The following is a 21,319-nucleotide window of genomic DNA, read 5'->3' as shown; positions in this document are numbered from 1 at the left end:
CGTTGTGCGTCGTTCATGTCTCGGCGGAGGGCAGCGGTTTCACCGACATCAGAAAATGCGCAAAAGCATCCGGCGCCACGGCTTTGCTGAAGTAGTAACCCTGGCCTTCCTCGCAATGATGAGCCTTGAGGAAGTCTAGCTGTTCGAGGGTTTCCACCCCTTCGGCGATGACGGTCAGCTTGAGGCTCTTGCCCAGGCTGATGATCGCGTTGACCAGGGCTGCATCACTGCTGTCACGGCTCAAGCCACGGATGAACGACTGGTCGATTTTCAGCACGTCGATGGGAAACCGCCGCAGGTAGCTCAGGCTCGAATAACCCGTGCCGAAGTCATCGATGGCCAGTCGCACACCCAAGGCCTTGATCCGGTTCAGCGCGGTCACGGTGGCATCGACGTTCTGCATCAACACACCTTCGGTGATTTCCAGCTCCAGCAACGTCGGCTCCATGCCGGTCTGCTTGAGGATCTGCTCGATACTCTCGACAAAGTCTCGCTGCCGAAAATCGATGGCCGAGACGTTGACCGATATGCAGACCTTCGGCAGCCCGGCGGTCTGCCACAGGCACGCCTGACGACAGGCCTGGGCCATGACCCATTTGGTCAGCGGCACAATCAAGCCGCTGTCTTCGGCCACGGCAATGAAATCCGAGGGGTAGACCCAGCCTTGCCCCGGTTTTTTCCAGCGGATCAACGCTTCGGCGCCGACCACCTGGCCCGTGCTCAGGTCCATTTTCGGCTGGTAGTGCAGAACAAATTCGTTGCGCTCCAGGGCCAGGCGAATACCCGATTCGATGCTCTGCTGTTCCCGGGCCCGCTGGTTCATTTCGTCGATGAAAAAGCTGAAATCGTTCGGGCCGTTTTCCTTGACGTTGCGCATCGCGGTTTCGGCTTTCTTGATCAGCACGATGGCGTCCAGGCCGTCTTCAGGGTAAATGCTGATGCCCAGGCTGGCGGTCACGCTCAGGTCGTGGCCGGCGATGTGCTGCGGCGCGCGGATCGCATTCAAGAGTTTTTCGGCGATGCCCTTGGTCTGCTGCGGGTGGCGAATGTCGGCGAGGATCACCACGAATTCATCGGAGCCATAGCGAAACACCGAATCGGATTCACGCACCGTGGCCACCAGGTTCTGCCCGACCCGTTTGAGCATCTCGTCGCCGGCCGGATGGCCCAGGGCATTGTTGATGCGCTTGAAACGGTCCAGGCCCAGAAACATCACCGCCAGTTGCTTGTCATGGCGTCGGGACAGGGCCAGGGACTGATTCAGCCGATCACCGAGCAAGGTGCTGTTGGGCAATTCGGTGAGCACGTCGTACTGCAACAGGTGCGAAACCTTGAGCAGTTCATGCACCCGAGCCTCGATGGTCTGTTCCAGGCTCAGCACTTTCATCGCCGCGTCCTGGGCCATCTGCCATTTCCAGGTCAGGGCGCTGGCCATCTGGCGGATTTCCAGGCTGTCGAAAGGTTTTTTCAACACCAATAGCTGATCGCCGAATTCGAGCCGTTCGGCCATCGCTTCCCAGCTGTAATCGGAGAACGCGGTGCACAGGGCGATTTGCAGGTTGGGATCGGCCTTCCACAGCTCTTCGATAGTCTCCAGTCCGTCCCAGCCCGGTGGCATGCGCATGTCGGTAAACGCCAGGGCATAAGGGCGTCCTTCGGCCCGGGCGCGTTTCACCAGTTCCAGGGCTTCCTGGCCCTGGTAGGCGGAATCGAGCTGGAAGGTCAGCCGGTCCGGTTGCACGGTGCCGAACAGCACTTCTTCGGCGCTGGCCAGGGCCTGCTCATCGTCAGGGTCGAGGATTTTGCGAAAGTCCTGATGAATCGACGGTGTGTCATCGATGATCAGGATGCGCCGGTTAGTCCGCACGAAAGGTGCTTTCATCCGTTTTCCTCCGTGGAATGCCGCGGATCGTCCAGCGGTGGGCCGGGTTCGCCACCCGTGGGCACGATGCTCCCGGCTTTCAGCAGTTCGGCGGCCTGTTGGCTGCTGACCGCTTTGCTGAAGAAGTAGCCCTGGGCGTTCATCGGGGAACCGGTGGCCATTAGCGAACTGCGTTGCTCCTGGGTTTCGACACCTTCGGCAATGATTCCGATCCCTACATCACGGGCGAAATTGATGATGGCCCGCAAAGTGGTAGCGCTGGCCGGGTCCTGGGCGGCGCTATCGATGAAGGCCTGGGCGAGTTTCAGGTGATTGACCTGGTAGGTCTTGAGGTAGTCGAACGAGGAATATTCGGTGCCGAAGTCGTCGATGGCGATCTTCACCCCCAACTCACGCAGGCGTGGCAGCACATCGTTGTGGGTCCATTTGGTCTGGGCCAGGGTCGCTTCGGTGACGTCGAAGCGCAGGTCCCAGGGGCATAGTTCCCAGCGCGCGGTGGTGCGCAGCACGTCATAGATCAGCTCCGGCCCGCTCTTGAGCTGGGCCAGGGACAACTTGATCGCAATCACCGGCGGCGCCATGCCTTCGTCGCGCCACTGGCGCATCTGCTGGCAGGCGCGGTCCAGCACCCAGTGGCCGAGGGCGACAATGGTCCCGGTTTTTTCGGCGGCCGGCAGGAACGCCGGACCTTCCAGAACCCCGCGCGTGGGGTGGTTCCAGGTGACCTGGGCTTCCATGCCGAGGATCTTGCCGGTGCTCAGGTCCACTTCCGGCCAGTAATTCAATTCGAGTTCTTCGTGTTCGATGGCCGATTTGAGGTCGCTGGCGATGGTCATGCGCTCGACCACTTCCTGATTGATCTCCTCGGAATGGAAGTGGTACTGGTTGCGGCCCTGTTCCTTGGAGCGATACAGCGCCATGTCGGCCTGGGTCAGCAAGCTGTCGGCACTGAGGATGTCCGGGGTGCAACTGCTGATGCCGATGCTGACCGAGGCCCGCACATCGTTGCCGCCCAGGGAGTAGGGCAGCACCAGCGCATCGCGGACCTTGACCGCCAGCGCTGCGGATTGGGTCGGGTCGCCGACATCGAGTTGCAGGATCGCGAACTCGTCACCGCCCAGGCGTGCGACCACGTCGTTTTCGCGCACACAGGCCTTGATGCGCCGGGCGACTTCTTGCAACAACAGGTCGCCCAGCGGATGGCCGAGGGTGTCGTTGATGCGCTTGAAGTGATCCAGGTCCAGGTAAAAAATCGCAAACGCTGCCGCCCCGCGCCGCGCCGCCGCGAAAGCCTGATGCAGCCGCTCGATCAGGGTGGCGCGGTTGGCCAGCCCGGTCAGCCCGTCGGTGCGGGCCAGCAGGGCGATTTTCTCTTCGGCCAGTTTGCGCTCGGTGATGTCGAGGATGATGCCTTCGACCTCCAGCAAGCGACCTTCGGCGTCGCGCACCGGGATGTAGCGGTTTTCGACCCAGCGCCAGGCCCCGTCGCCGGTGCGCATGCGGAACTCGATGGAGGCGCCCTGGGCATGGCGGTCCAGCACCCGCGCCATGGCGCTGTCGACTTTGGGCAAGTCTTCGGGGTGAATCAGCTCCTTGGCCCAATTGGCCGACGCCACCAGTCTGGCCGCGATGTGCCCGTACTTGGTGATGTTGTGGGAGATGTACATCAGCGGGAACGACGGCTCGCCGCGCAACCGATACAAAATGGTCGGGCTGTTCTGCACGATGATGTTGGCGTCGGACAACTCTCGGGTGCGTTCTTCGACCGCTTGCTCAAGCAGCGACATTTTCAGCGCCGCGTCTTCGGTCATTTGCCATTTGGCGGTGAGCGCACTGGCCATCTGGCGGATTTCGATGGCATCGAAGGGCTTTTTCAGGATCAGCAGGCGATCACCCAGTTCGAGGCGTTCGTCGATGTCTTCCCAGGAGTAGTCGGAATAGGCCGTGCACAGCGCCACTTGCAGTTTGGGGTCGGCCTGCCACAGCCGTTCGATGGTTTCCAGGCCATCCCAGCCTGGCGGCATGCGCATGTCGATGAAGGCCATGGCGTAGGGCAGGTCGTTGGCCAGCGCCGATTCGACCTTGTTCAAGGCTTCGAGGCCCTGGAATGCCGAATCGAGGTTAAAGCTTTGCAGCGTGATGGCCGCCGTTGATCCGAAAAGCGCCCGTTCGGTGCTGTCCAGATCGTCGTCCTCGATGGTTTGAGGGCTGAGGATCTTCGCGAAATCCTGATGGATCGAGGCGGTATCGTCGACGATGAGAATGCGCCGGTTGGTCCGGTCAAGCAGCGTATTCATTGGCATACGCCTGGACCGACAGCAATTCGAAACGGTCTGTTCATAGGGGCATCCTTTCCCTGATCACCTGGCCGAACGGGTACAGATTTGTGGATCCGAGTTCGCTGAGCATAGCCCCCTTGTCTGGAGTTCGCTTGGGTGCGTGGAATCAATCAGTTGCCGGCAGTGTCTGAAAATCATCTAGCCTGTAGGGCAGGCTCCGGCAAGAGAGGAGGTTTGCCGTTGGTCTGACAATACGAAAGGCCCGTTCCACTCGAGGTGACGTCATGGAAGAGCAAATCCCTACGAATTTGGCCGATAAGCCCAAGGTATTACTGGTCGACGACGAGGAATCGATCCTCAACAGTCTTCGGCGACTATTACGCGGCCAGCCCTATGACATTCTGTTGGCCAGCAGCGGCGCCCAGGCCCTGGAAATCATGGCGCAGCACCGCATCGACCTGGTCATGACCGACGCGCGCATGCCCAACATGGATGGCGCCACGTTGCTGGCCAACATCCATCAGCTCTACCCGACGACAACCCGTATTCTGCTCACCGGTTACGCCGATCTGCCGACGATCATCAAGGCGATCAATGAAGGGCAGATTCACCGTTACATCAGCAAACCCTGGAACGACGAGGAATTGCTCCTGACCCTGCGCCAGGCCCTGGATCACCAGCATTCCGAGCGCGAACGCCGGCGCCTGGTGCAACTGACCCGGCAGCAGAACGAGCAACTGAAAACCCTCAATACCACCCTGGAAAAACACGTCGCGGCCCGTACTTCAGAGCTGCAACAGACCGCCGACATGCTCGACCTGGCGTACGAAGAGCTCAAGCACAGCTATGTCACCGGCACCGAGGTGTTTTCGTTGCTGGCCAACCTACGCCTGCCGCCGGCCAAGCAGACCAATCGGCAGATCATCGAACTGGTGCGGGTGTACTGCAAACTCCATGGCCTGGACGAGGGCACCAGCCGCGACCTGACCATGGCCGCCGCGCTGTACAACATCGGCAAGCTGAGCTGGACCGACAGCATGATGAGCACGCCGTCGGACCTGCTCCATCACATCGATCGTGACCGTTATCGCGAGTATCCGAAGCAGAGCGAGTCGCTGCTGATGACCCTCGACCCGATGAAGGACGCGGCCCGTTTGATCCTGCACCATCAGGAGCGTTGGGACGGCAGCGGTTTCCCCGACCGGCTCAAGGGCGAGGCGATTCCGTTCGGTTCGCGGTTGCTGAAACTGGCGGTGGACTTCATCGAATTGCAGCGCGGGCTGATCCTTGAACGGCAGATGAACAGCGATGAAGCGCTGGTGTATATCCGGCAGTACGCCGGGCGGCTCTACGATCCGGAACTGGTGGAGGATTTCATTCAGGTCTGCGCCGCGTACCTGAGCGATGTGACGCTGGCTGATCCGTCGGTCAAGGTGCTGACCACCCGCGACTTGGTCGCGGGCATGATCCTGGCGCGCAACCTTAACGCCGACAACGGCATGTTGCTGCTCAATGCCGGCAAGGTGTTGAACGGGCCGCTGGTGGACAAACTGATCGCCTTCGAAACCATGGAAGGGGCCAAGTACAGCGTCTTCGTGAAAATCCCCGAAGAAGTCGAAGCGCTGTTGGAGCGCGCCACTTCCTGAACCCCGCAACGCAAACCTGTAGGAGCAAGGCTTGCCCGCGATGGCGATTTCAAAAACGCCATCGCGAGCAAGCCTCGCTCCTACAGGTTATTCTTGCGCCTTTTGACCAAGGCCAATCCTGCCCATGAACCGCATCATCCACATCGCCGCCGCCCTGCTGATCGGCCCCGACGGCCGCACCTTGCTGGTCCGCAAACGCGGCACCGAAGCGTTCATGCAACCGGGTGGCAAGATCGAGGCCCACGAGCAACCGGCCCGCGCCCTGGCCCGGGAACTCGAAGAGGAACTGGGCCTGGTCATCGATCCGACACACGCCAGTTATCTAGGCTCATTCTCGGCGCCCGCCGCCAACGAGCCGGGTTTTGTCGTGCAGGCCGAACTCTTTCTGCTGACCATCGACGCAAACGTCACCCCAGCCGCCGAGATCGAGGAAGTGCGCTGGATCGACCCGGCCACCGACGGCGACCTCACGCTGGCGCCATTGACACGGGACGTGATCCTGCCGTTTTATCGAGCCTCGCTGACCTCGATCGCCTGATCAAAACAAGACTAAGGACTGTCCCCATGATCCCGCTTCAAGACTTGCTGATTTTCGCCGCCGCTGCGTTGCTGATGGTGCTGACGCCGGGGCCGAACATGATCTACCTGATCTCCCGGTCGATCTGCCAGGGACGCAAGGCGGGCGTGACCTCATTGCTGGGCGTGGTGGCAGGGTTTTTCGTGCATTTGTTCGCCGCTGCGGCGGGTTTGACTGCGGTATTCCTGGCGGTGCCGCTGGCGTATGAAGTGTTGAAGTGGGCGGGCGCCCTGTACCTGGTCTGGCTGGCCTGGCAAGCGGTCAAACCGGGGGCGCGTTCGCCGTTCGAGGCCCGGCAGTTGCCGCCGGACTCGTCGCGCAAACTGATCACCATGGGCTTTCTCACCAGTGCGTTGAACCCGAAGATTGCGGTGTTCTACCTCTCGGTGTTTCCGCAGTTCATCAGCCCGGAACACGGCTCGGTGTTTAACCAGAGCATCATCCTCGGCCTGACTCAAATCAGTGTGAGCTTCTGTGTGAACCTGCTGATTGCAGTGTTCGCCGCCGGGATCGCCTCGTGGTTCGTCAAAAACCCGAGCTGGCTGGCGGTGCAGCGTTACGTCATGGGTTTCGTATTGGCGGCACTGGCGGTGCGGCTGATGCTTGAACAACGCAAGGCCGCCTGAACATGTGGATTGAACGCCTGGATGCCAGCCACGCCCTGGACTATCGGGAGCTAATGCTCGAAGCCTACGATCGGCATCCGCAAGCGTTCACCTCCAGCGTGCGCGAGCGCGCCGCGATGCCGCTGATTTGGTGGGAATCGCGCTTGACCAGCAAGCTGGACGTGGTGTTCGGTGCGTTCGAGGATGGCCGGTTGTCCGGCATTGTCGGCCTGGCCTTCGAACCCCGGGAAAAGGCCCGGCACAAAGCGACGTTGTTTGGCATGTACGTGTCCGGCAACGTCCGCCAGCGCGGGCTCGGGTTTGAACTGGTGCAAGCGGCGTTGGCTGAAGCGCAAAATCATCCGGGGCTGAGGCTGATCCAACTGACGGTCACCGCCGGCAATGAAGCGGCGTTCAAGTTGTACCAGCGCTGCGGCTTTATCCAGTACGGTCTGGAGCCTTTAGCCGTGCGGGTCGGCGAGGACTACTTCGACAAGATCCATATGTGGCGTGAACTCTAAAACCACCACGATGATCGTTCCCACGCGTGGGAACGATTGGTGCAAATAACCTGTAGGAGCGAGGCTTGCCCGCGAAGCTTTTGACTGCCTGAAGCACCCCTTCGCGGGCAAGCCTCGCTCCTACAGGGGGTGTGTCGTGTCAGCGCACCGCGCTAACACCGTCAAGGGTCGAAAACGACGTGTCTTTCGCCGTCAGCAAAAAGTCCCGCATGTACGGCGCGTCGAGCATGTCGGCGCGAATCCCGGCGTACAGCGTCGCAAACAAACCTTTCTCCCCCAGCCGCTTGGCCTTCACGTAACCCCGTGAACTGTATTCATGCAGCGCCCAATGGGGCATGCCGCACACGCCGCGACCGCTGGCCACCAGTTGCATCATCATCACCGTCAGTTCCGAGGTGCGGACCTGGGCCGGTTCGACGTCGGCCGGCTCCAGAAAACGCGTGAAGATGTCCAGCCGATCCCGCTCGACCGGGTAAGTGATCAAGGTTTCGCTGAGCAAATCCTCGGGCACGATGTAGGACTTGTTCGCCAGCCGATGCTGATTGGCCACTGCCAGCATCGCTTCATAAGTGAACAACGGCACATAAGTGATCCCGGCCAGTTCCAGCGGATCAGAGGTCACCACCAGGTCCAGATCGCCACGGGCCAGGGCCGGCAGCGGCGCGAAGGAGAAGCCCGAGGCCAGGTCCAGCTCGACCTCCGGCCAGGCGTCGCGAAACTGATCGATGGTCGGCATCAGCCACTGAAAGCAACTGTGACACTCGATCGCCATGTGCAAACGCCCGGCAGTACCGCCAGCCAGCCGCGCGATGTCACGCTCGGCGCCGCGCAGCAGCGGCAGGGTCGCGTCGGCCAGTTGCAGCAGGCGCAAACCGGCACTGGTGAAACGCACCGGTTTGGTCTTGCGCACGAACAGCGGCATGCCCATGCGCTCCTCCAGTTCCTTGAACTGGTGGGACAGGGCGGACTGGGTCAGGTGCAGGCGGTCGGCCGCATCCACCAGGCTATCGGCTTCGCGCAAGGCGTGCAGGGTCTTCAGGTGACGGATTTCAAGCACCGATGGCTCCATGAGGAAAACTTGTGATGAACACGAAAAGGTTGAGTTTGTCTCATGTTGGGTTGGCTGTCGACAATAGGCACATGTTTTCACAACCTCTTTCACAGGAAGAAACTCACCATGGCACTGGCCCACACACTTGGTTTCCCACGCATCGGCGCTGACCGCGAACTGAAAAAAGCCCTCGAATCCTACTGGAAGGGCGATCTCGATCAGGACGCGTTGAAAGCCGTCGGCCGCCAACTGCGCGCCACCCATTGGCAATTGCAGAAAGACGCCGGCATCGACCTGCTGCCGGTGGGCGACTTCGCCTGGTACGACCAGGTGCTGAGCCATTCCCTGGCCTTCGGCGTGGTGCCCGAGCGTTTCGACGGCACGTTGAATACCAGCGGCCAGCCGACCCTCGACACCCTGTTCGCCATGGCCCGTGGCGCGACCGCCAGTTGCTGCGGTGGCGAACACAGCAAAGCGCAATATGCCCAAGAGCTGACCAAGTGGTTCGACACCAACTACCACTACCTGGTCCCGGAATTCAGCGCCGATCAACAATTCAAACTGAGCTGGGAACAACTGTTTGATGAAGTCGAGGAAGCCAAGGCCCTGGGCCACACCGTCAAACCGGTGATCATTGGCCCGCTGACGTATCTGTGGCTGGGCAAGGCCAAAGGCAATGACTTCGACAAGCTCGAACTGCTCGAACGCCTGCTGCCGGTCTACAACGAAATCCTCGGTCGCCTCGCCGAACAAGGCGTGGAGTGGGTGCAGATCGACGAACCGATCCTGACCCTCGACCTGCCGCAAGCCTGGAAAAGTGCGTTCGAACGCGCTTACCACATCCTTCAATATTCGCCGCTGAAAAAACTCGTGGCGACTTACTTCAGTGGCCTGCAGGACAACCTCGGTCTGGCCGTCGGTTTGCCCGTACAAGGCTTGCACATTGATGCGGTGCGCGCGCCCGACCAACTGCTGCACGTACTCGATCGTCTGCCGACCTACAAGATTCTCTCGGTGGGTCTGGTCAACGGTCGTAACGTCTGGCGCTGCGAACTGGAGCCGGTGCTCGCAAAACTGCAATTCGCCCAGGAGCGCTTTGGCGACAACCTGTGGGTCAGCAGTTCCTGCTCGTTGCTGCACAGCCCGGTGGACCTGGAGCGCGAAGACAAGCTCGACCCGGAATTGAAATCCTGGCTGGCCTTCGCCGTGCAGAAGTGCGGTGAAATCGCCGTGCTGCGCGATGCCCTCAACGACCCGCAATCGCCCAAGGTGCAAGCCGCGCTGGCCGAAAGCCGCGCGATTCAGGCCAGTCGCGAGCAATCGCCGCGTATTCACAAAGCCGCTGTCCAGGCCCGAATCGACGCCATCGGCGCCAAGGACAGCCAACGCCATTCACCGTTCGCCAAACGCGTCGAGCAACAACGTGCGCGTCTGAAACTGCCCGCGTTCCCGACCACCACCATCGGTTCGTTCCCGCAGACCGGTTCGATTCGTCTGGCCCGTCAGGCGTTCAAGCAAGGCAAGCTGTCGGCCAACGACTATACCGACGCCATGCACAGCGAAATCCGCCACGCGGTGCAAGTCCAGGAACGCCTGGGTCTGGACGTGCTGGTGCACGGTGAAGCCGAGCGCAACGACATGGTCGAGTACTTCGCCGAGCAACTGGACGGCTACCTGTTCACCCGCTTCGGCTGGGTGCAGAGCTACGGTTCCCGTTGCGTGAAACCGGCGATCATCTACGGCGACCTGAGCCGCCCGAACGCCATGACGGTGGACTGGATCACCTACGCACAAAGCCTGACCGACAAGGTCATGAAAGGCATGCTCACCGGTCCCGTGACCATGCTGATGTGGTCGTTCCCCCGCGAAGACGTGTCGCGCAAAATCCAGGCGCAGCAACTGGCCCTGGCCCTGCGCGACGAAGTGGTGGACCTGGAAAACGCCGGGATCAAAATCGTCCAGATCGACGAAGCTGCGTTCCGCGAAGGCTTGCCGCTGCGCCGGGCGCAATGGCAGGAGTACCTCGACTGGGCGGTGGAAGCGTTCCGCCTCACGGCGTCCGGTGTGCGGGATGAAACCCAGATCCACACCCACATGTGCTACAGCGAATTCAACGACGTGATTGAGGCCATCGCGGCGATGGATGCCGACGTGATTACCATCGAAACCTCGCGTTCGGACATGGAATTGCTCGAAGCCTTCGAAGCGTTCGACTACCCGAATGACATCGGCCCGGGCGTGTATGACATCCACTCGCCACGGGTGCCGGACACCGCCGAAATGGTCAAGTTGATGAGCAAAGCGGTGCAGCGCATTCCCGCCGAGCGCTTGTGGGTCAACCCCGATTGCGGCCTGAAAACCCGCGCCTGGCCTGAGACTGAAGCGGCATTGGTGAACATGGTGGCGGCGGCGCGGCAGTTGCGCAGTCAGTTGGCTTGATTTGAACCGTTAGATCGTCACTCAATAAGCGCTCTGTTGTAAAAAAGCAGAGCGCTTTTTCAATTGGCATTATCAACTTGGATAATGCGGGTTATCGTTTTTATTTAAATGACTAAGTTGTTATTTCGAATGCTTCTAAGCGTTTTGTTTGAACCTGTCAACTCTGACAGTAGCCGACGGTACTGCTTTGAAGTTCAATGAGCTTGTCATTTACATTAATGAGAGGGTGAAATCATGGGGCAGTTGAAGGATATCAGGCGTGAGGCAACGGACGAGTTTGAGTTGATTGGGATTGAAGATTTGAAAGACTTCAAGTTAGGCGAGTTTAAAGAGCTCGATGGCTTGTATTTCAAGCTTACAGTCGATGCCTATGGGAACGGTGTCAAAACCGAAGTCGTTGAAGTCGCCGGCACCAGGGCTATTGTCATGCAGCGCCGGGGCGCGGTGGCGTTCGCGGAGTCACGAGGGCCGGAATTTCCAACTACCATCGAAATACTTTTCAAGTCGAATGAAATTCAACGGTTAGAACTTTTTGCTCAAGGCCAGGATTCGTGGAATGGCCTCGTTTTTTATGACGGCAATGGTAATAATTTGGGCGGCGGGGAGCGTCTGCCGGGTAATTGGCATAGGTGTGAACTACCAAATAATAAACAGCACATTAAAAAGGTTGAACTTAATTACTTGCCGGGCTATGGGGCGTTGAGTGTGCTTTCTTCGTTTTACATGTGGAGCAGGAAGTAATTGAAGGCTATGGGTAACCCTGATTATTCCTCACGATGAAACGGTTGCTCAGGTATGAAATTCAGTACAAATGAAAACACGCGAAAGGGAGAGGTTCGCGTGTTTTCTTATGGGCGAAAGCTCAAAGCGGTGCCAGGTATTTATACGCAACCCAAGGCCTTCTCAGGCGAGTCGTACCAGATGCCTTTCAGGTGGTGGCGTGATCGAATTGACGATCAGCCCTAGGGCTCAGGCACGACCACTCGGCAATCTTCATCAAACTGTCACGCAACTGTGGCAGCGCGCTTGAACAAACTTCATCAGACTCGCGCTCTACTGGGGTTCTGCGTTTCGGTGTTTTTCATGCGTGTATTTCTATTCCTGGCAGCGCTGCTGTTCAGCCTGCCGTCCTTTGCGGCTTCGCGTTGCGATGTCAACGTTCCGACCGAGCATGCCGACCTGGCGCAGGTGAGCCTGGCGTACCAGAGCATTGGCCGTGCGTCCGATCCGGCGTTGCTGCTGGTGATGGGGCTGGGCGGGCAACTGATCCACTGGCCCGACGAGGTGGTGGTTGCGCTGTGTCAGCAGGGCTTTCGGGTGATTCGTTACGACAATCGCGATGTCGGCCTGTCCACATGGCGCCAGGCCCCGGCCAACGCCAATCTGACGTTCGAAGTGCTGCGCTACAAACTCGGGTTGCCGGTGGCGGCGCCGTACACGTTGACGGACATGTCCGAGGACGCGCTCGGGCTGATGGACGCCCTGCACATCGAGCAATTCCACGTACTGGGCGCGAGCATGGGCGGGATGATCGCCCAGCACCTGGCGGCCATGGCGCCGCAACGGGTCGAGAGCCTGACGCTGATCATGACCAGCTCCGGGGCCGAAGGCTTGCCGGCTCCGAGTGCGGCGCTGGTGCAGTTGCTGTCGCGCCGTGGGGCGCCGAACCGCGAAGTGGCGCTGGAGCAGCAAGCCGATTTGCTCGCGGCCCTGAGCAGCCCTTCGGTGAGCGATGACCGGCAGGTGTTGCTGCAACAAGCGGCGGCGTCGTATGACCGGGCCTTCAACCCCGAAGGCGTGAAGCGCCAGATCATGGCGATCCTCGCCGAGCCGAGCCGGGTCGCGTTGCTCAACCAGTTACGGGTGCCGACCCTGGTGGTGCATGGCACCGCCGATCCGCTGTTGCCGGTGATGCACGGCGTGCACCTGGCGGCGCACATTCGCGGCAGTCAGTTGAAGCTGATTCCGGGCATGGCCCATCGTTTCCAGGAAGCGTTCAAGGCGCCGTTGCTGGCGGCGGTGTTGCCGTACTTGCAAACCCACCGCGAAGACACCTCCCATTGGGCGCAGATTGAGCCGGTGGCTGCGCCGAACCTCCTGTAGGAGCAAAGCTTGCTCGCGATTACGATCTGCCTGCCACATCAATGCTGACTGACACAGCGCTTTCGCGAGCAAGCTTTGCTCCTACGGGGGATATGAGGACAGGGATCTGCTGCACGCTCAGGTCCGTCGGGTGTATCGTTCGGACTTTCCGGCCCGATGTAAGTCCGCGAGGTGTGCGATGAGTAACTCCCTGAAAATCGATTTTGTCAGCGACGTGTCTTGCCCCTGGTGTGTGGTGGGCCTGTATGGCCTGACCCGGGCGCTGGACCAGTTGGGGGACGAGGTGCAGGCCGAGATCCGTTTTCAGCCGTTCGAACTCAACCCGAACATGGGCCCCGATGGCCAGAACATCACCGAACACATCACCGAGAAGTACGGCTCCACGCCTGAACAATCGCAAAAGAACCGCGAGATGATCCGCGCCCGTGGCGCCGAGGTCGGATTTGCCTTTCGCACTGACGGCAACAGCCGCATCTACAACACCTTCGACGCCCACCGCTTGCTCTACTGGGCAGGGCTGGAAGGCTTGCAGTTCAACCTGAAAGAAGCGCTGTTCAAGGCCTATTTCACCGACGGCGGTAACCCGTCCGACCCGCAGCAATTGGCCCTGATCGCGGAAAGCGTCGGGCTGGATCGCACGCGGGCCGAGGCGATTCTGGCGTCGGACGAATACGCCAAAGAGGTGCATGAGGAAGAGCAATTGTGGCTGTCGCGCGGGGTGAGTTCGGTGCCGACCGTGGTGTTCAACGGCCAATACGCCGTGACGGGCGGGCAACCGGTGGAAACCTTTGTCGGGGCGATCCGGCAAATCATGAGTGAGGCCAAGGGCGGCACCGTCAACAACTGACACCGCCCCCCGTAGGAGCTGCCGAAGGCTGCGATCTTTTGATCTTGATCTTTTTGACGCCGCCAAGAAGCAAGATCAAAAGATCGCAGCCTTCGGCAGCTCCTACGTAGAGCGGGGTTTAGCGGACGATTTTGTCCACGTGAATGCCGAGTTTTTTCAGGCGATACCAGAAGCTGCGCTCGGAGATTCCAATCAGTTGCGCTGCTGCGGCTTGCACGCCGTTGCTCTGTTGCAGCGCCGCCAGAATGTAATCTTTCTCGACCTGCGCCAGCGCCGCTTCCAGGTCTGCCGGCACGCCGTTGTTCTCCACCAGCGGAGCGCCACCCTCACTGGGCCGCGAAGCGAACAGATACGCTGGCAAGTCATCGTCCTCAATCACCGAGCCACTGGCGACAATGGTCGCGCGCTCGACACAGTTTTGCAGTTCGCGAATATTCCCCGGCCATGAATAACTGGCCATCGCCTGCAACGCCTCGGCACTGAACCCGCTAAAACGCTTACCCGCCGCCGCACCCAGGGTATGGGCGAAATGCCGGGCCAGCGGGGCGATGTCTTCGACCCGTTCACGCAGGGCCGGCAGCGGAATCGGGAACACATTGAGGCGGTAATACAAGTCTTCGCGAAACTCCTTGTTGGCCACTGCGTCCAGCAGATTTTTGTTGGTAGCGGCAATCACCCGCACATCAACCTTGCGTTCGCGTGGATCGCCCACCGGTTCGATCACTCGTTCCTGCAAGGCGCGGAGAATTTTCGCCTGCAAGGCCAAGGGCATCTCGCCGATCTCATCGAGAAACAGCGTGCCCTTGTCGGCCTGCTGAAAGCGCCCGATCCGATCCGTCACCGCGCCGGTAAACGCGCCTTTGCGGTGGCCGAACATTTCGCTTTCCAGCAAGCCTTCGGGGATCGCCGCGCAGTTGACCGCGACGAACGGTTTGTCGGCGCGATTGCCGTGTTTGTGGATCGCCCGGGCGACCATTTCCTTGCCGGTGCCGCTTTCGCCAGTCAGCAGAATGGTCGCGCTGCTTTCGCGCACCGAATCGATGGCTTGCAGCACCCGGCGGAAACTCGGGCTGTCCCCCACCAGGCTGTCGATCTGCTGGTGTTCGTCGAGTTCGGCGCGCATGCGCTGGTTGTCTTTGAGGATGTCGCGAAATTGCAGGGCCTTGCTGACAGTGATGTCCAGCTCATCGATGTCGAACGGCTTGGCGATGTAATCGAAAGCGCCGTTGCGCATCGACTGCACGGCGTTTTTCACCGTGCTGTAGGCGGTCATGACGATCACCGGCAACTGCGGGAAACGGTTTTTGATTTCCGCCAGCAATTGCGGGCCGTCCATGCCGGGCATGCGCCAGTCGCTGATCACCAGGTCGATGTCTTCGGCTTCCAGCACTTTGAGCGCGTGCAGGCCGTTGCCGGCGGTGAACACCGTGATGCCGTTCTGACTCAGGGCCGATGCCAGCAAGTCGCAGAGCTTGGGCTCGTCGTCGACCACCAGTACGTTATGTGTCATCGCTCGCCTCGTCGAAGTCGTCGCCATTGGCCGGAATGTACAGGGTGAAGGTGGCCCCGGCATCTTTTTCGCTGGTGCATTCGATGCGCCCGTCATGGTTTTCCATGATCGAAAACACTTTGGCCAGGCCCAGGCCGGTGCCGGAAGCCTTGGTAGTGACGAACGGGGTGAAGATCCGTTCCAGCATGTCCGGCTCGATGCCCTGGCCGGTGTCGGCCACGCTGATCAGGGTGTGGGTGGCGTCGCGGTGGATGCCCAGGGTCAGTTGCCCGCCGTCGGGCATGGCGTCGATGGCGTTGACGATCAGGTTCAGCCCGGCCTGCTTGAGCTGGCGCGCATCGGCGTACAGCGTCGCGCCGGGGGCCTGATCATCGATGCGCAGTTCAATGTTGTGGCTGGCCAGCTCTGGCGCGCAAAACCCGGCCAGTTCATCCACCAGCGGCCGCGCAGCCTGGGTGGTGCGCAGCGGCGCGCTGGGTTTGGCGAAGTCGAGAAAATCGGTGATCAGGTCGTTGATCCGGCTGACTTCGCTGACCACGTATTGCAGATGACGCTTGTCGGTCTCGGGCAAATCGGCGCGCCGGTGCAGCAGTTGGGTGGCGGTCTTGATGATGCCCAGCGGGTTGCGGATTTCATGGGCCAGACCCATGGCGACTTCGCCCAACGCGTGCAAACGGTCGCGGCGACGCAGTTGCGATTCAAGGTTTTGCAACTCCCCCAGGCGTTCGCTCATGTGGTTGAAGGTGCTGCTTAACTCGGCCAGTTCATCGCCGCCGGTCACCGGCAAGCGCTGGCGATAATCCCCGGCAATCACCGCTTGCACGCCGTTGGACAGCCCGCGCAACGGCTTGGTCAAACGCTGGGACACCAGCCAGCCCACCGCCAGGGACGCCGCCGAACTGAGGATGAAAATCAGGATGAACAGGTTGCTCTGGTTGACCAGTCCGACCAGGCTCGTATGGCGCAACAAACCGCTGAAAATCACCCCTTGAAGGTCGCCGTTTTCATTGAGGATCGGCCGGTAGATGCCGCTGAAACGGCTGGTGAATTGTTCAGTCGGTTGCTTGGTGGTGCGCAGGATCTGTTCGATTTTTTCCGGCACCGCCGCCGGGTGATCTTCGAAACGCTGACTGGAAAAGATTTCGGAAAAGTCCTCGCCCTTGGCCAGGTACAGGCGCAAGTCCAGCGAGTGCACATCGGAAACGCTGGTCAAAAAGCTGTTGTCGAGGTAGGTGGCAATCACCAGTTTGTAATCGACGCCGGCCTGTTCGGTCTCGAAGGTCGAGATCACCGTGCCGGTCGCCACGCCGCCGATTTGCAAGGTTTGCAATACGGCTTTGGGCGCGGTGCTGATTTGCCGGACGATGTCGTCGGCGGCGGTGCTGAACACCACTTTGTGATCGCTGTTGCGCACCAGGGCGACCACGTCGATGCCCATGGAATCGGCGATGTCGGTGGTCAATCGGTCGTGACGCACCGATAACTTATCCACCGGTGGTTGGGTGTAACGCAGGAACAACTGCGCGGCCCGGGCGTTGTCCCGCAGGATTTCGCTGATCTCGTCCTCGACAATTTTGGTCGATTCCTGCAGCCATATGCGCACGTTGCTGTCGAAGATCTGCGACAGAGTGGTGGCTGCCAATTCGGCGGCGATCATGGTCGGAATGACGCTGACCAGCCAGAAGGCCAGGACCAGTTTGCGTTGCAGGCTCCAGCCGGAGAGGGCGAAGGGTCGGGCGTTGGCGGGTCGGTGTTTGGTCATCGGGTTTCGCTTGTCGAAAGCCATGGCGGGATAAATCGTGGTGCCTGGTTCAATACAGTAGCCGACATTGCCCCGCCGGTGGCGACCCGTCTGCAACCGGGCTCGCCAAGGGCTCAGGCCAGTTGCCGATATTCGCGTCGCAGGGGTTGTGGCACGGAACGTTGCTGGATGAAGCGCTGGTGGATGAAGTCCACGCTCAGGTCGATTACCCGTTGGTATTGCAGGTCGACGGTAATCATGTGATAGCAGTCGTCCAGCAACACCTTGACCACCGGCCCGCCGAGCTTGCGTTCGACATAATCGGCATTCCAGCGGCTGGTGATGTCGTCTTCCAGGGAGTGCAGGACCAACGTCGGCGTGGTGATCGACGGCATGCGTTTTTTCACCACGGCGTTGAGTCGATGCAGTTCGCGCACGGTCACGCCTTCCATGGTCAGCAACCCGGCCGCGCTGCTTTCGCCTTGCTTCATCTGGCGCTCGACGATGGCCCGCAGGCGTTCATTCTTGATGCCGTAGGGCGGCTTTTCTTCGAAGCTGCACAGGTGCACGCCGAACGGGATTTTCATCAGCAACGGCGTGAGGAACGCCAGTTTGTTGATGCTCCAGCCGTCGTAGCGCAGGGTCGTGGAATACAGCAGCAAGCCTTCGATTTGCCCCGGATGCTCGGCGGCCAGGTACATCGACAGCACCGCGCCCATGGACAAACCACCGACGAATACCCGCTCGTGCTTGCGCCGCACGCCGACGAAGGTGTTGCGCGCGCTTTCGTACCAGTCGCGCCACCCCGTGGCTTGCAGGTCGGCATTGCCGCCGCAATGCCCGGCCAGGGTCGGCACGTAGACCGTGTGCCCGGCTTTCGCCAGGCCCATGGCCACCCGACGGAGTTCCGTCGGGGTGCCGGTGAGGCCGTGGATCAACAGCACCGCGACCTCGCCCGAGCCGAGAACGAAACCGGCGTTGCCTTCGCCTAGATCGATCTCGACCTCGTTCATCGTTTCATGGCCCGATGCAGCAGACGGTCGAGGAGGGCGATACCCAGGTCGATTTCCGGGTAGCTGATTTCCAGCGACGGGGCCAGGGTGATCACGTTCTTGTAGTAACCGCCCACGTCGAGGATCAGGCCCAGGCGTTTGCCGTCGATTTCGATGTCGCCCTTCATGCCTTCATCGACCATGAAATCCAGGGTCGCCTTGTCCGGCGTGAAACCGTCCGGGCCACAGATTTCGCAGCGCAGCGCCAGGCCCAGGCCATCGACGTCGCCGATGATCGGGTAGCGTTTTTGCAGGTCTTTCAGGCCTTCCAGGAAGTATTTGCCCTTGGCCATGACCATCGCGCCGTAATCGACTTCGCTGGTCATCTTGAACATTTCCAGGCCGACTGCCGTGCCCAACGGGTTGGACGCGAATGTGGAATGAGTCGAACCCGGCGGGAAGATTTTCGGGTTGATCAGTTCTTCCTTGGCCCAGATGCCGCCCAGCGGGTTGAGGCCGTTGGTCAGTGCTTTACCGAAGACGATCACGTCGGGTTTGACGTCAAAGTGTTCGATCGACCACAGCTTGCCGGTGCGCCAGAAACCCATCTGGATTTCGTCGACCACCATCAGGATGCCGTGCTGATCCAGCACATGCTTGAGTTCGCTGTAGAAGTTCATCGGCGGGATCACGTAGCCGCCGGTGCCCTGGATCGGCTCCACGTAAAACGCTGCGTATTCGCACTGGTTGGTTTTCGGGTCCCAGACGCCGTTGTATTCGGTCTCGAACAGGCGAGCGAAATTCTTCACGCACTCGCTACCGTATTCTTCCTTGGTCATGCCTTTCGGGCCGCGGAAGTGGTACGGGAACGGGATGAAGTTGGCGCGCTCGCCGAAGTGACCGTAGCGGCGACGATAGCGGAAGCTGGAGGTGATCGACGAGGCGCCGAGGGTACGGCCGTGGTAGCCACCTTCGAAGGCGAACATCAGGCTCTTGCCGTTGGACGCGTTACGCACGACTTTCAGCGAGTCTTCGATGGACTGCGAACCGCCGACGTTGAAGTGCACGCGACCGTCGAGGCCGAACTTGTTCTTCGCGTCGACCGCGATCATTTCCGAGAGCTCGATCTTGCCTTTGTGCAGGTATTGGCTGGCGATTTGCGGCAGGGTGTCGATCTGCTGTTTCAGCGCGTTGTTCAGGCGCGGGTTGGCGTAACCGAAGTTGACCGCCGAGTACCACATTTGCAGGTCGAGGTAGGCCTGGTCTTCGGTGTCCCACACGTACGAGCCTTCGCAACGGCTGAAAATACGCGGCGGGTCGATGTAGTGAACGGTGTCGCCGTAGGAGCAGTATTTGGCTTCTTTATCCAGAAGGATCTGGTCTTCGGCGGTAGCGATTCGAATATCAGACATGGTGGAAGAGTTCCTGTGTGTCTACGTTGAAAGAGGTGGCGTTGGCGGCGCTGGCGGCTGGCAATCTGGCCAGCAGGGCCGGGAGTTCGGCGAAGCTGTCGAAGCGGGCATAGGCAATGCCGTTGCGCTCGCAGTGCTCGGCCAGGCGATCCTTGGCAAACACGAAATCGGCGGTGGAGGCCACGCACATGTCGGATTGACCGTCACCGATTACCAGCACGCGTTTGGTCTTGGGCGTGGACTTGCATTTGCAGTTGCCGGAGGCGGCGCGGCAGGCGTCGCTGGAATACGGGAAGTCGATGCGCCAGCTCTCGTGATCGAGTTGACGCAAGCGATTGGCGAGGATCGGCAGTAGGGTCACGTAGTGGCGGGCGAGGATGCGGGCGATGCCTTGCTCGATGCCGTCGCTGACCACTTCCAGGGTGGCGCCGAGGCCAATCACATGGTCGACGAAGTCGGGGAAATCCGGGTCGATGTCGATCGTGTCGAAGAACGCGAGCAGTTCGGTCGGCGTGGCCTTGACCAGCGAGAGCTGGCGGCTGAGGCATTCACGGGAACCGATGTCGCCTTGCAGCCACTCGTTTTCGATCGCTTCCCAGCTCGGGTCGGCGAAACGCTGGAGGATGCTGTCGATCACGTCGGTGCGGGTGATGGTCCCGTCGAAATCACACACGATGTGCCAGTCATTCATCTTTATTACCTATTTGGCAGGACGCGCTGTTTGCGCTTGCCAAGGGGGTAGAGCAGGGACTGTGCCAACCGGGTCTGGCCCCGTAATACCGGGGGTGTGACGGGGGTTTGTGTCGGCGAAGCTACAATTTTTGTAGGTCGCTACAAACAACATGAGTGCTTGCGCGGGGGCGGTTAAAAGAGGATTGATGCGCGCATGTCTTGTTAAGGAAGTGCCTCATGTCGAGGATTACGGTTGCTCTGTTTGCAGCGCTGACGTGTGTGTCGGCCAATGTCCTGGCCGATGGCATCACCGGGGAGGCCGGTGCGGGGTTGAGTTATCAGCCCCACGACCCGACCGGCAGCCGTCATGAAGTCCGGCCGGTGCCGTATCTCGATCTGGACTGGGGTGATGTCAGCCTCAGCACCGACGACGGGCTGACCTGGAACGCCTTTAAGGCCAACGGCTTCAGCGCCGGGCCGTTCCTCAATTACCTGCCCGGGCGCACCGCCAACGGCGATTTGCAAGGTTTGCACGATGTGCCGGACATGGGCGTCGTCGGTGGCTTCGTGCAGTACGCCCCGGCTGATTTCTGGCGGGTGTTTGCGTCTGTAGGCGAGGCGGTTGGCGGGCCTGACGGCGTTGTTGGCCGTTTGGGCGGAGAGATCGGTTATCCACTGGGCGGCGGGGTGATCGGCAGCAGCAACCTGACCGCACACTTTGCCGATAGTCAGCAGAATCAGGCGTTTTACGGCGTCAGTGCGGCGGCGTCCCAGGCCTCGGGCATTGCCCGCTACAACGCCGGTGGCGGTTTGCAGAACGTGGCATTGACCCAGAGTTTCGAGTTTCCGCTAGACCCGCACTGGTCATTGCTGACCAGTGCCAGTTGGATTCACCTGACCGGTTCGGCGGCGGACAGCAGCATTGTCAAACAGGTCGGGCAGCAGGATCAGGGAGAAGTGCAAGCAGCGGTGGCCTACAAATTCAACTGACCACCGCTAACCCCCGTAGGAGCTGCCGAAGGCTGCGATCTTTTAATCCCCG

General features: G+C 60.3%; 17 protein-coding genes. 9 read left to right on the top strand and 8 right to left on the bottom strand.

Annotation, left to right across the window (positions count from 1 at the left end):
* Nucleotides 1-13: 13 nt before the first annotated feature.
* Both V5E99_RS27730 and V5E99_RS27725 read right to left on the bottom strand, forming a co-directional pair.
* Complete coding sequence (locus tag V5E99_RS27730) at nt 14-1,882, bottom strand: putative bifunctional diguanylate cyclase/phosphodiesterase (protein ID WP_499805529.1); 1,869 nt, start codon at nt 1,880-1,882, stop codon at nt 14-16.
* On the bottom strand, nt 1,879-4,179 hold the full coding sequence (locus V5E99_RS27725; RefSeq protein WP_499805527.1) for a GGDEF/EAL domain-containing response regulator: 2,301 nt from the start codon (nt 4,177-4,179) through the stop codon (nt 1,879-1,881). The genes V5E99_RS27730 and V5E99_RS27725 overlap by 4 nt, the downstream gene beginning before the upstream one ends.
* A 266-nt stretch (nt 4,180-4,445) precedes the next feature.
* Between V5E99_RS27725 and nosR the strand changes: the two genes are divergently transcribed.
* From nosR to V5E99_RS27705, 4 genes are all read left to right on the top strand, one after another.
* Complete coding sequence (gene nosR, locus V5E99_RS27720) at nt 4,446-5,807, top strand: response regulator c-di-GMP phosphodiesterase, NosR family (RefSeq protein ID WP_499805526.1); 1,362 nt, start codon at nt 4,446-4,448, stop codon at nt 5,805-5,807.
* A 124-nt stretch (nt 5,808-5,931) separates the two neighbouring features.
* On the top strand, nt 5,932-6,345 hold the full coding sequence (locus V5E99_RS27715; protein WP_499805525.1) for an NUDIX hydrolase: 414 nt from the start codon (nt 5,932-5,934) through the stop codon (nt 6,343-6,345).
* 26 nt (nt 6,346-6,371) lie between these two features.
* A complete protein-coding gene (locus V5E99_RS27710; RefSeq protein WP_499805524.1) occupies nt 6,372-7,010 on the top strand; it encodes a LysE family translocator in 639 nt (212 codons plus the stop codon).
* Between the two features lie 2 nt (nt 7,011-7,012).
* A complete protein-coding gene (locus V5E99_RS27705) occupies nt 7,013-7,510 on the top strand; it encodes a GNAT family N-acetyltransferase (protein ID WP_499805523.1) in 498 nt (165 codons plus the stop codon).
* 139 nt (nt 7,511-7,649) lie between these two features.
* Here the strand turns inward: V5E99_RS27705 and metR are convergent, their stop codons facing one another.
* Entirely contained in the window at nt 7,650-8,567 is a 918-nt protein-coding gene (gene metR, locus V5E99_RS27700) for a transcriptional regulator MetR (protein WP_499805522.1), read from the bottom strand.
* Between the two features lie 120 nt (nt 8,568-8,687).
* Here metR and metE point away from each other — a divergent pair, with 120 nt between their 5' ends.
* From metE to V5E99_RS27680, 4 genes are all read left to right on the top strand, one after another.
* The gene (metE, locus tag V5E99_RS27695) at nt 8,688-11,000 is read left to right on the top strand and encodes a 5-methyltetrahydropteroyltriglutamate--homocysteine S-methyltransferase (RefSeq protein ID WP_499805520.1); all 2,313 of its coding nucleotides are present in this window, start codon (nt 8,688-8,690) and stop codon (nt 10,998-11,000) included.
* 234 nt (nt 11,001-11,234) lie between these two features.
* Entirely contained in the window at nt 11,235-11,741 is a 507-nt protein-coding gene (locus V5E99_RS27690) for a hypothetical protein (RefSeq protein WP_499805519.1), read from the top strand.
* 342 nt (nt 11,742-12,083) lie between these two features.
* Entirely contained in the window at nt 12,084-13,103 is a 1,020-nt protein-coding gene (locus V5E99_RS27685; RefSeq protein ID WP_499805518.1) for an alpha/beta fold hydrolase, read from the top strand.
* A 178-nt stretch (nt 13,104-13,281) separates the two neighbouring features.
* Nucleotides 13,282-13,950 carry a DsbA family oxidoreductase gene (locus tag V5E99_RS27680; RefSeq protein WP_499805517.1) on the top strand — a complete coding sequence of 223 codons (669 nt, stop codon included), beginning with the start codon at nt 13,282-13,284 and terminating at the stop codon, nt 13,948-13,950.
* A 118-nt stretch (nt 13,951-14,068) separates the two neighbouring features.
* Here the strand turns inward: V5E99_RS27680 and V5E99_RS27675 are convergent, their stop codons facing one another.
* The 5 genes from V5E99_RS27675 to V5E99_RS27655 form a co-directional block, all read right to left on the bottom strand.
* A complete protein-coding gene (locus tag V5E99_RS27675; protein ID WP_499805516.1) occupies nt 14,069-15,460 on the bottom strand; it encodes a sigma-54-dependent transcriptional regulator in 1,392 nt (463 codons plus the stop codon).
* The gene (locus V5E99_RS27670; protein ID WP_499805515.1) at nt 15,450-17,222 is read right to left on the bottom strand and encodes a sensor histidine kinase; all 1,773 of its coding nucleotides are present in this window, start codon (nt 17,220-17,222) and stop codon (nt 15,450-15,452) included. Before V5E99_RS27670 ends, V5E99_RS27675 begins: the two co-directional genes overlap by 11 nt.
* A gap of 113 nt (nt 17,223-17,335) precedes the next feature.
* Nucleotides 17,336-18,214: an alpha/beta hydrolase gene (locus tag V5E99_RS27665; protein WP_499805513.1), complete on the bottom strand. Its 879-nt coding sequence runs from the start codon at nt 18,212-18,214 to the stop codon at nt 17,336-17,338.
* Nucleotides 18,211-19,605: an aspartate aminotransferase family protein gene (locus V5E99_RS27660; RefSeq protein WP_499805512.1), complete on the bottom strand. Its 1,395-nt coding sequence runs from the start codon at nt 19,603-19,605 to the stop codon at nt 18,211-18,213. The genes V5E99_RS27665 and V5E99_RS27660 overlap by 4 nt, the downstream gene beginning before the upstream one ends.
* Nucleotides 19,598-20,296, bottom strand: a complete 699-nt coding sequence (locus V5E99_RS27655; protein ID WP_499805511.1) for an MtnX-like HAD-IB family phosphatase — start codon at nt 20,294-20,296, stop codon at nt 19,598-19,600. Before V5E99_RS27655 ends, V5E99_RS27660 begins: the two co-directional genes overlap by 8 nt.
* 218 nt (nt 20,297-20,514) lie before the next feature.
* On the opposite strand from V5E99_RS27655, the gene V5E99_RS27650 reads away from it, so the two are divergent.
* Nucleotides 20,515-21,267 carry a MipA/OmpV family protein gene (locus tag V5E99_RS27650; protein WP_499805510.1) on the top strand — a complete coding sequence of 251 codons (753 nt, stop codon included), beginning with the start codon at nt 20,515-20,517 and terminating at the stop codon, nt 21,265-21,267.
* Nucleotides 21,268-21,319 lie beyond the last annotated feature (52 nt).

It is taken from the genome of Janthinobacterium sp. LPB2021202312-11-4 (assembly GCF_037049705.1).
In the GTDB taxonomy this organism is placed as follows: Bacteria; Pseudomonadota; Gammaproteobacteria; order Pseudomonadales; family Pseudomonadaceae; genus Aquipseudomonas.
The sequence above is the reverse complement of the archived record's forward strand: the minus strand, read 5'-3'. Positions and strand labels throughout refer to the sequence as shown.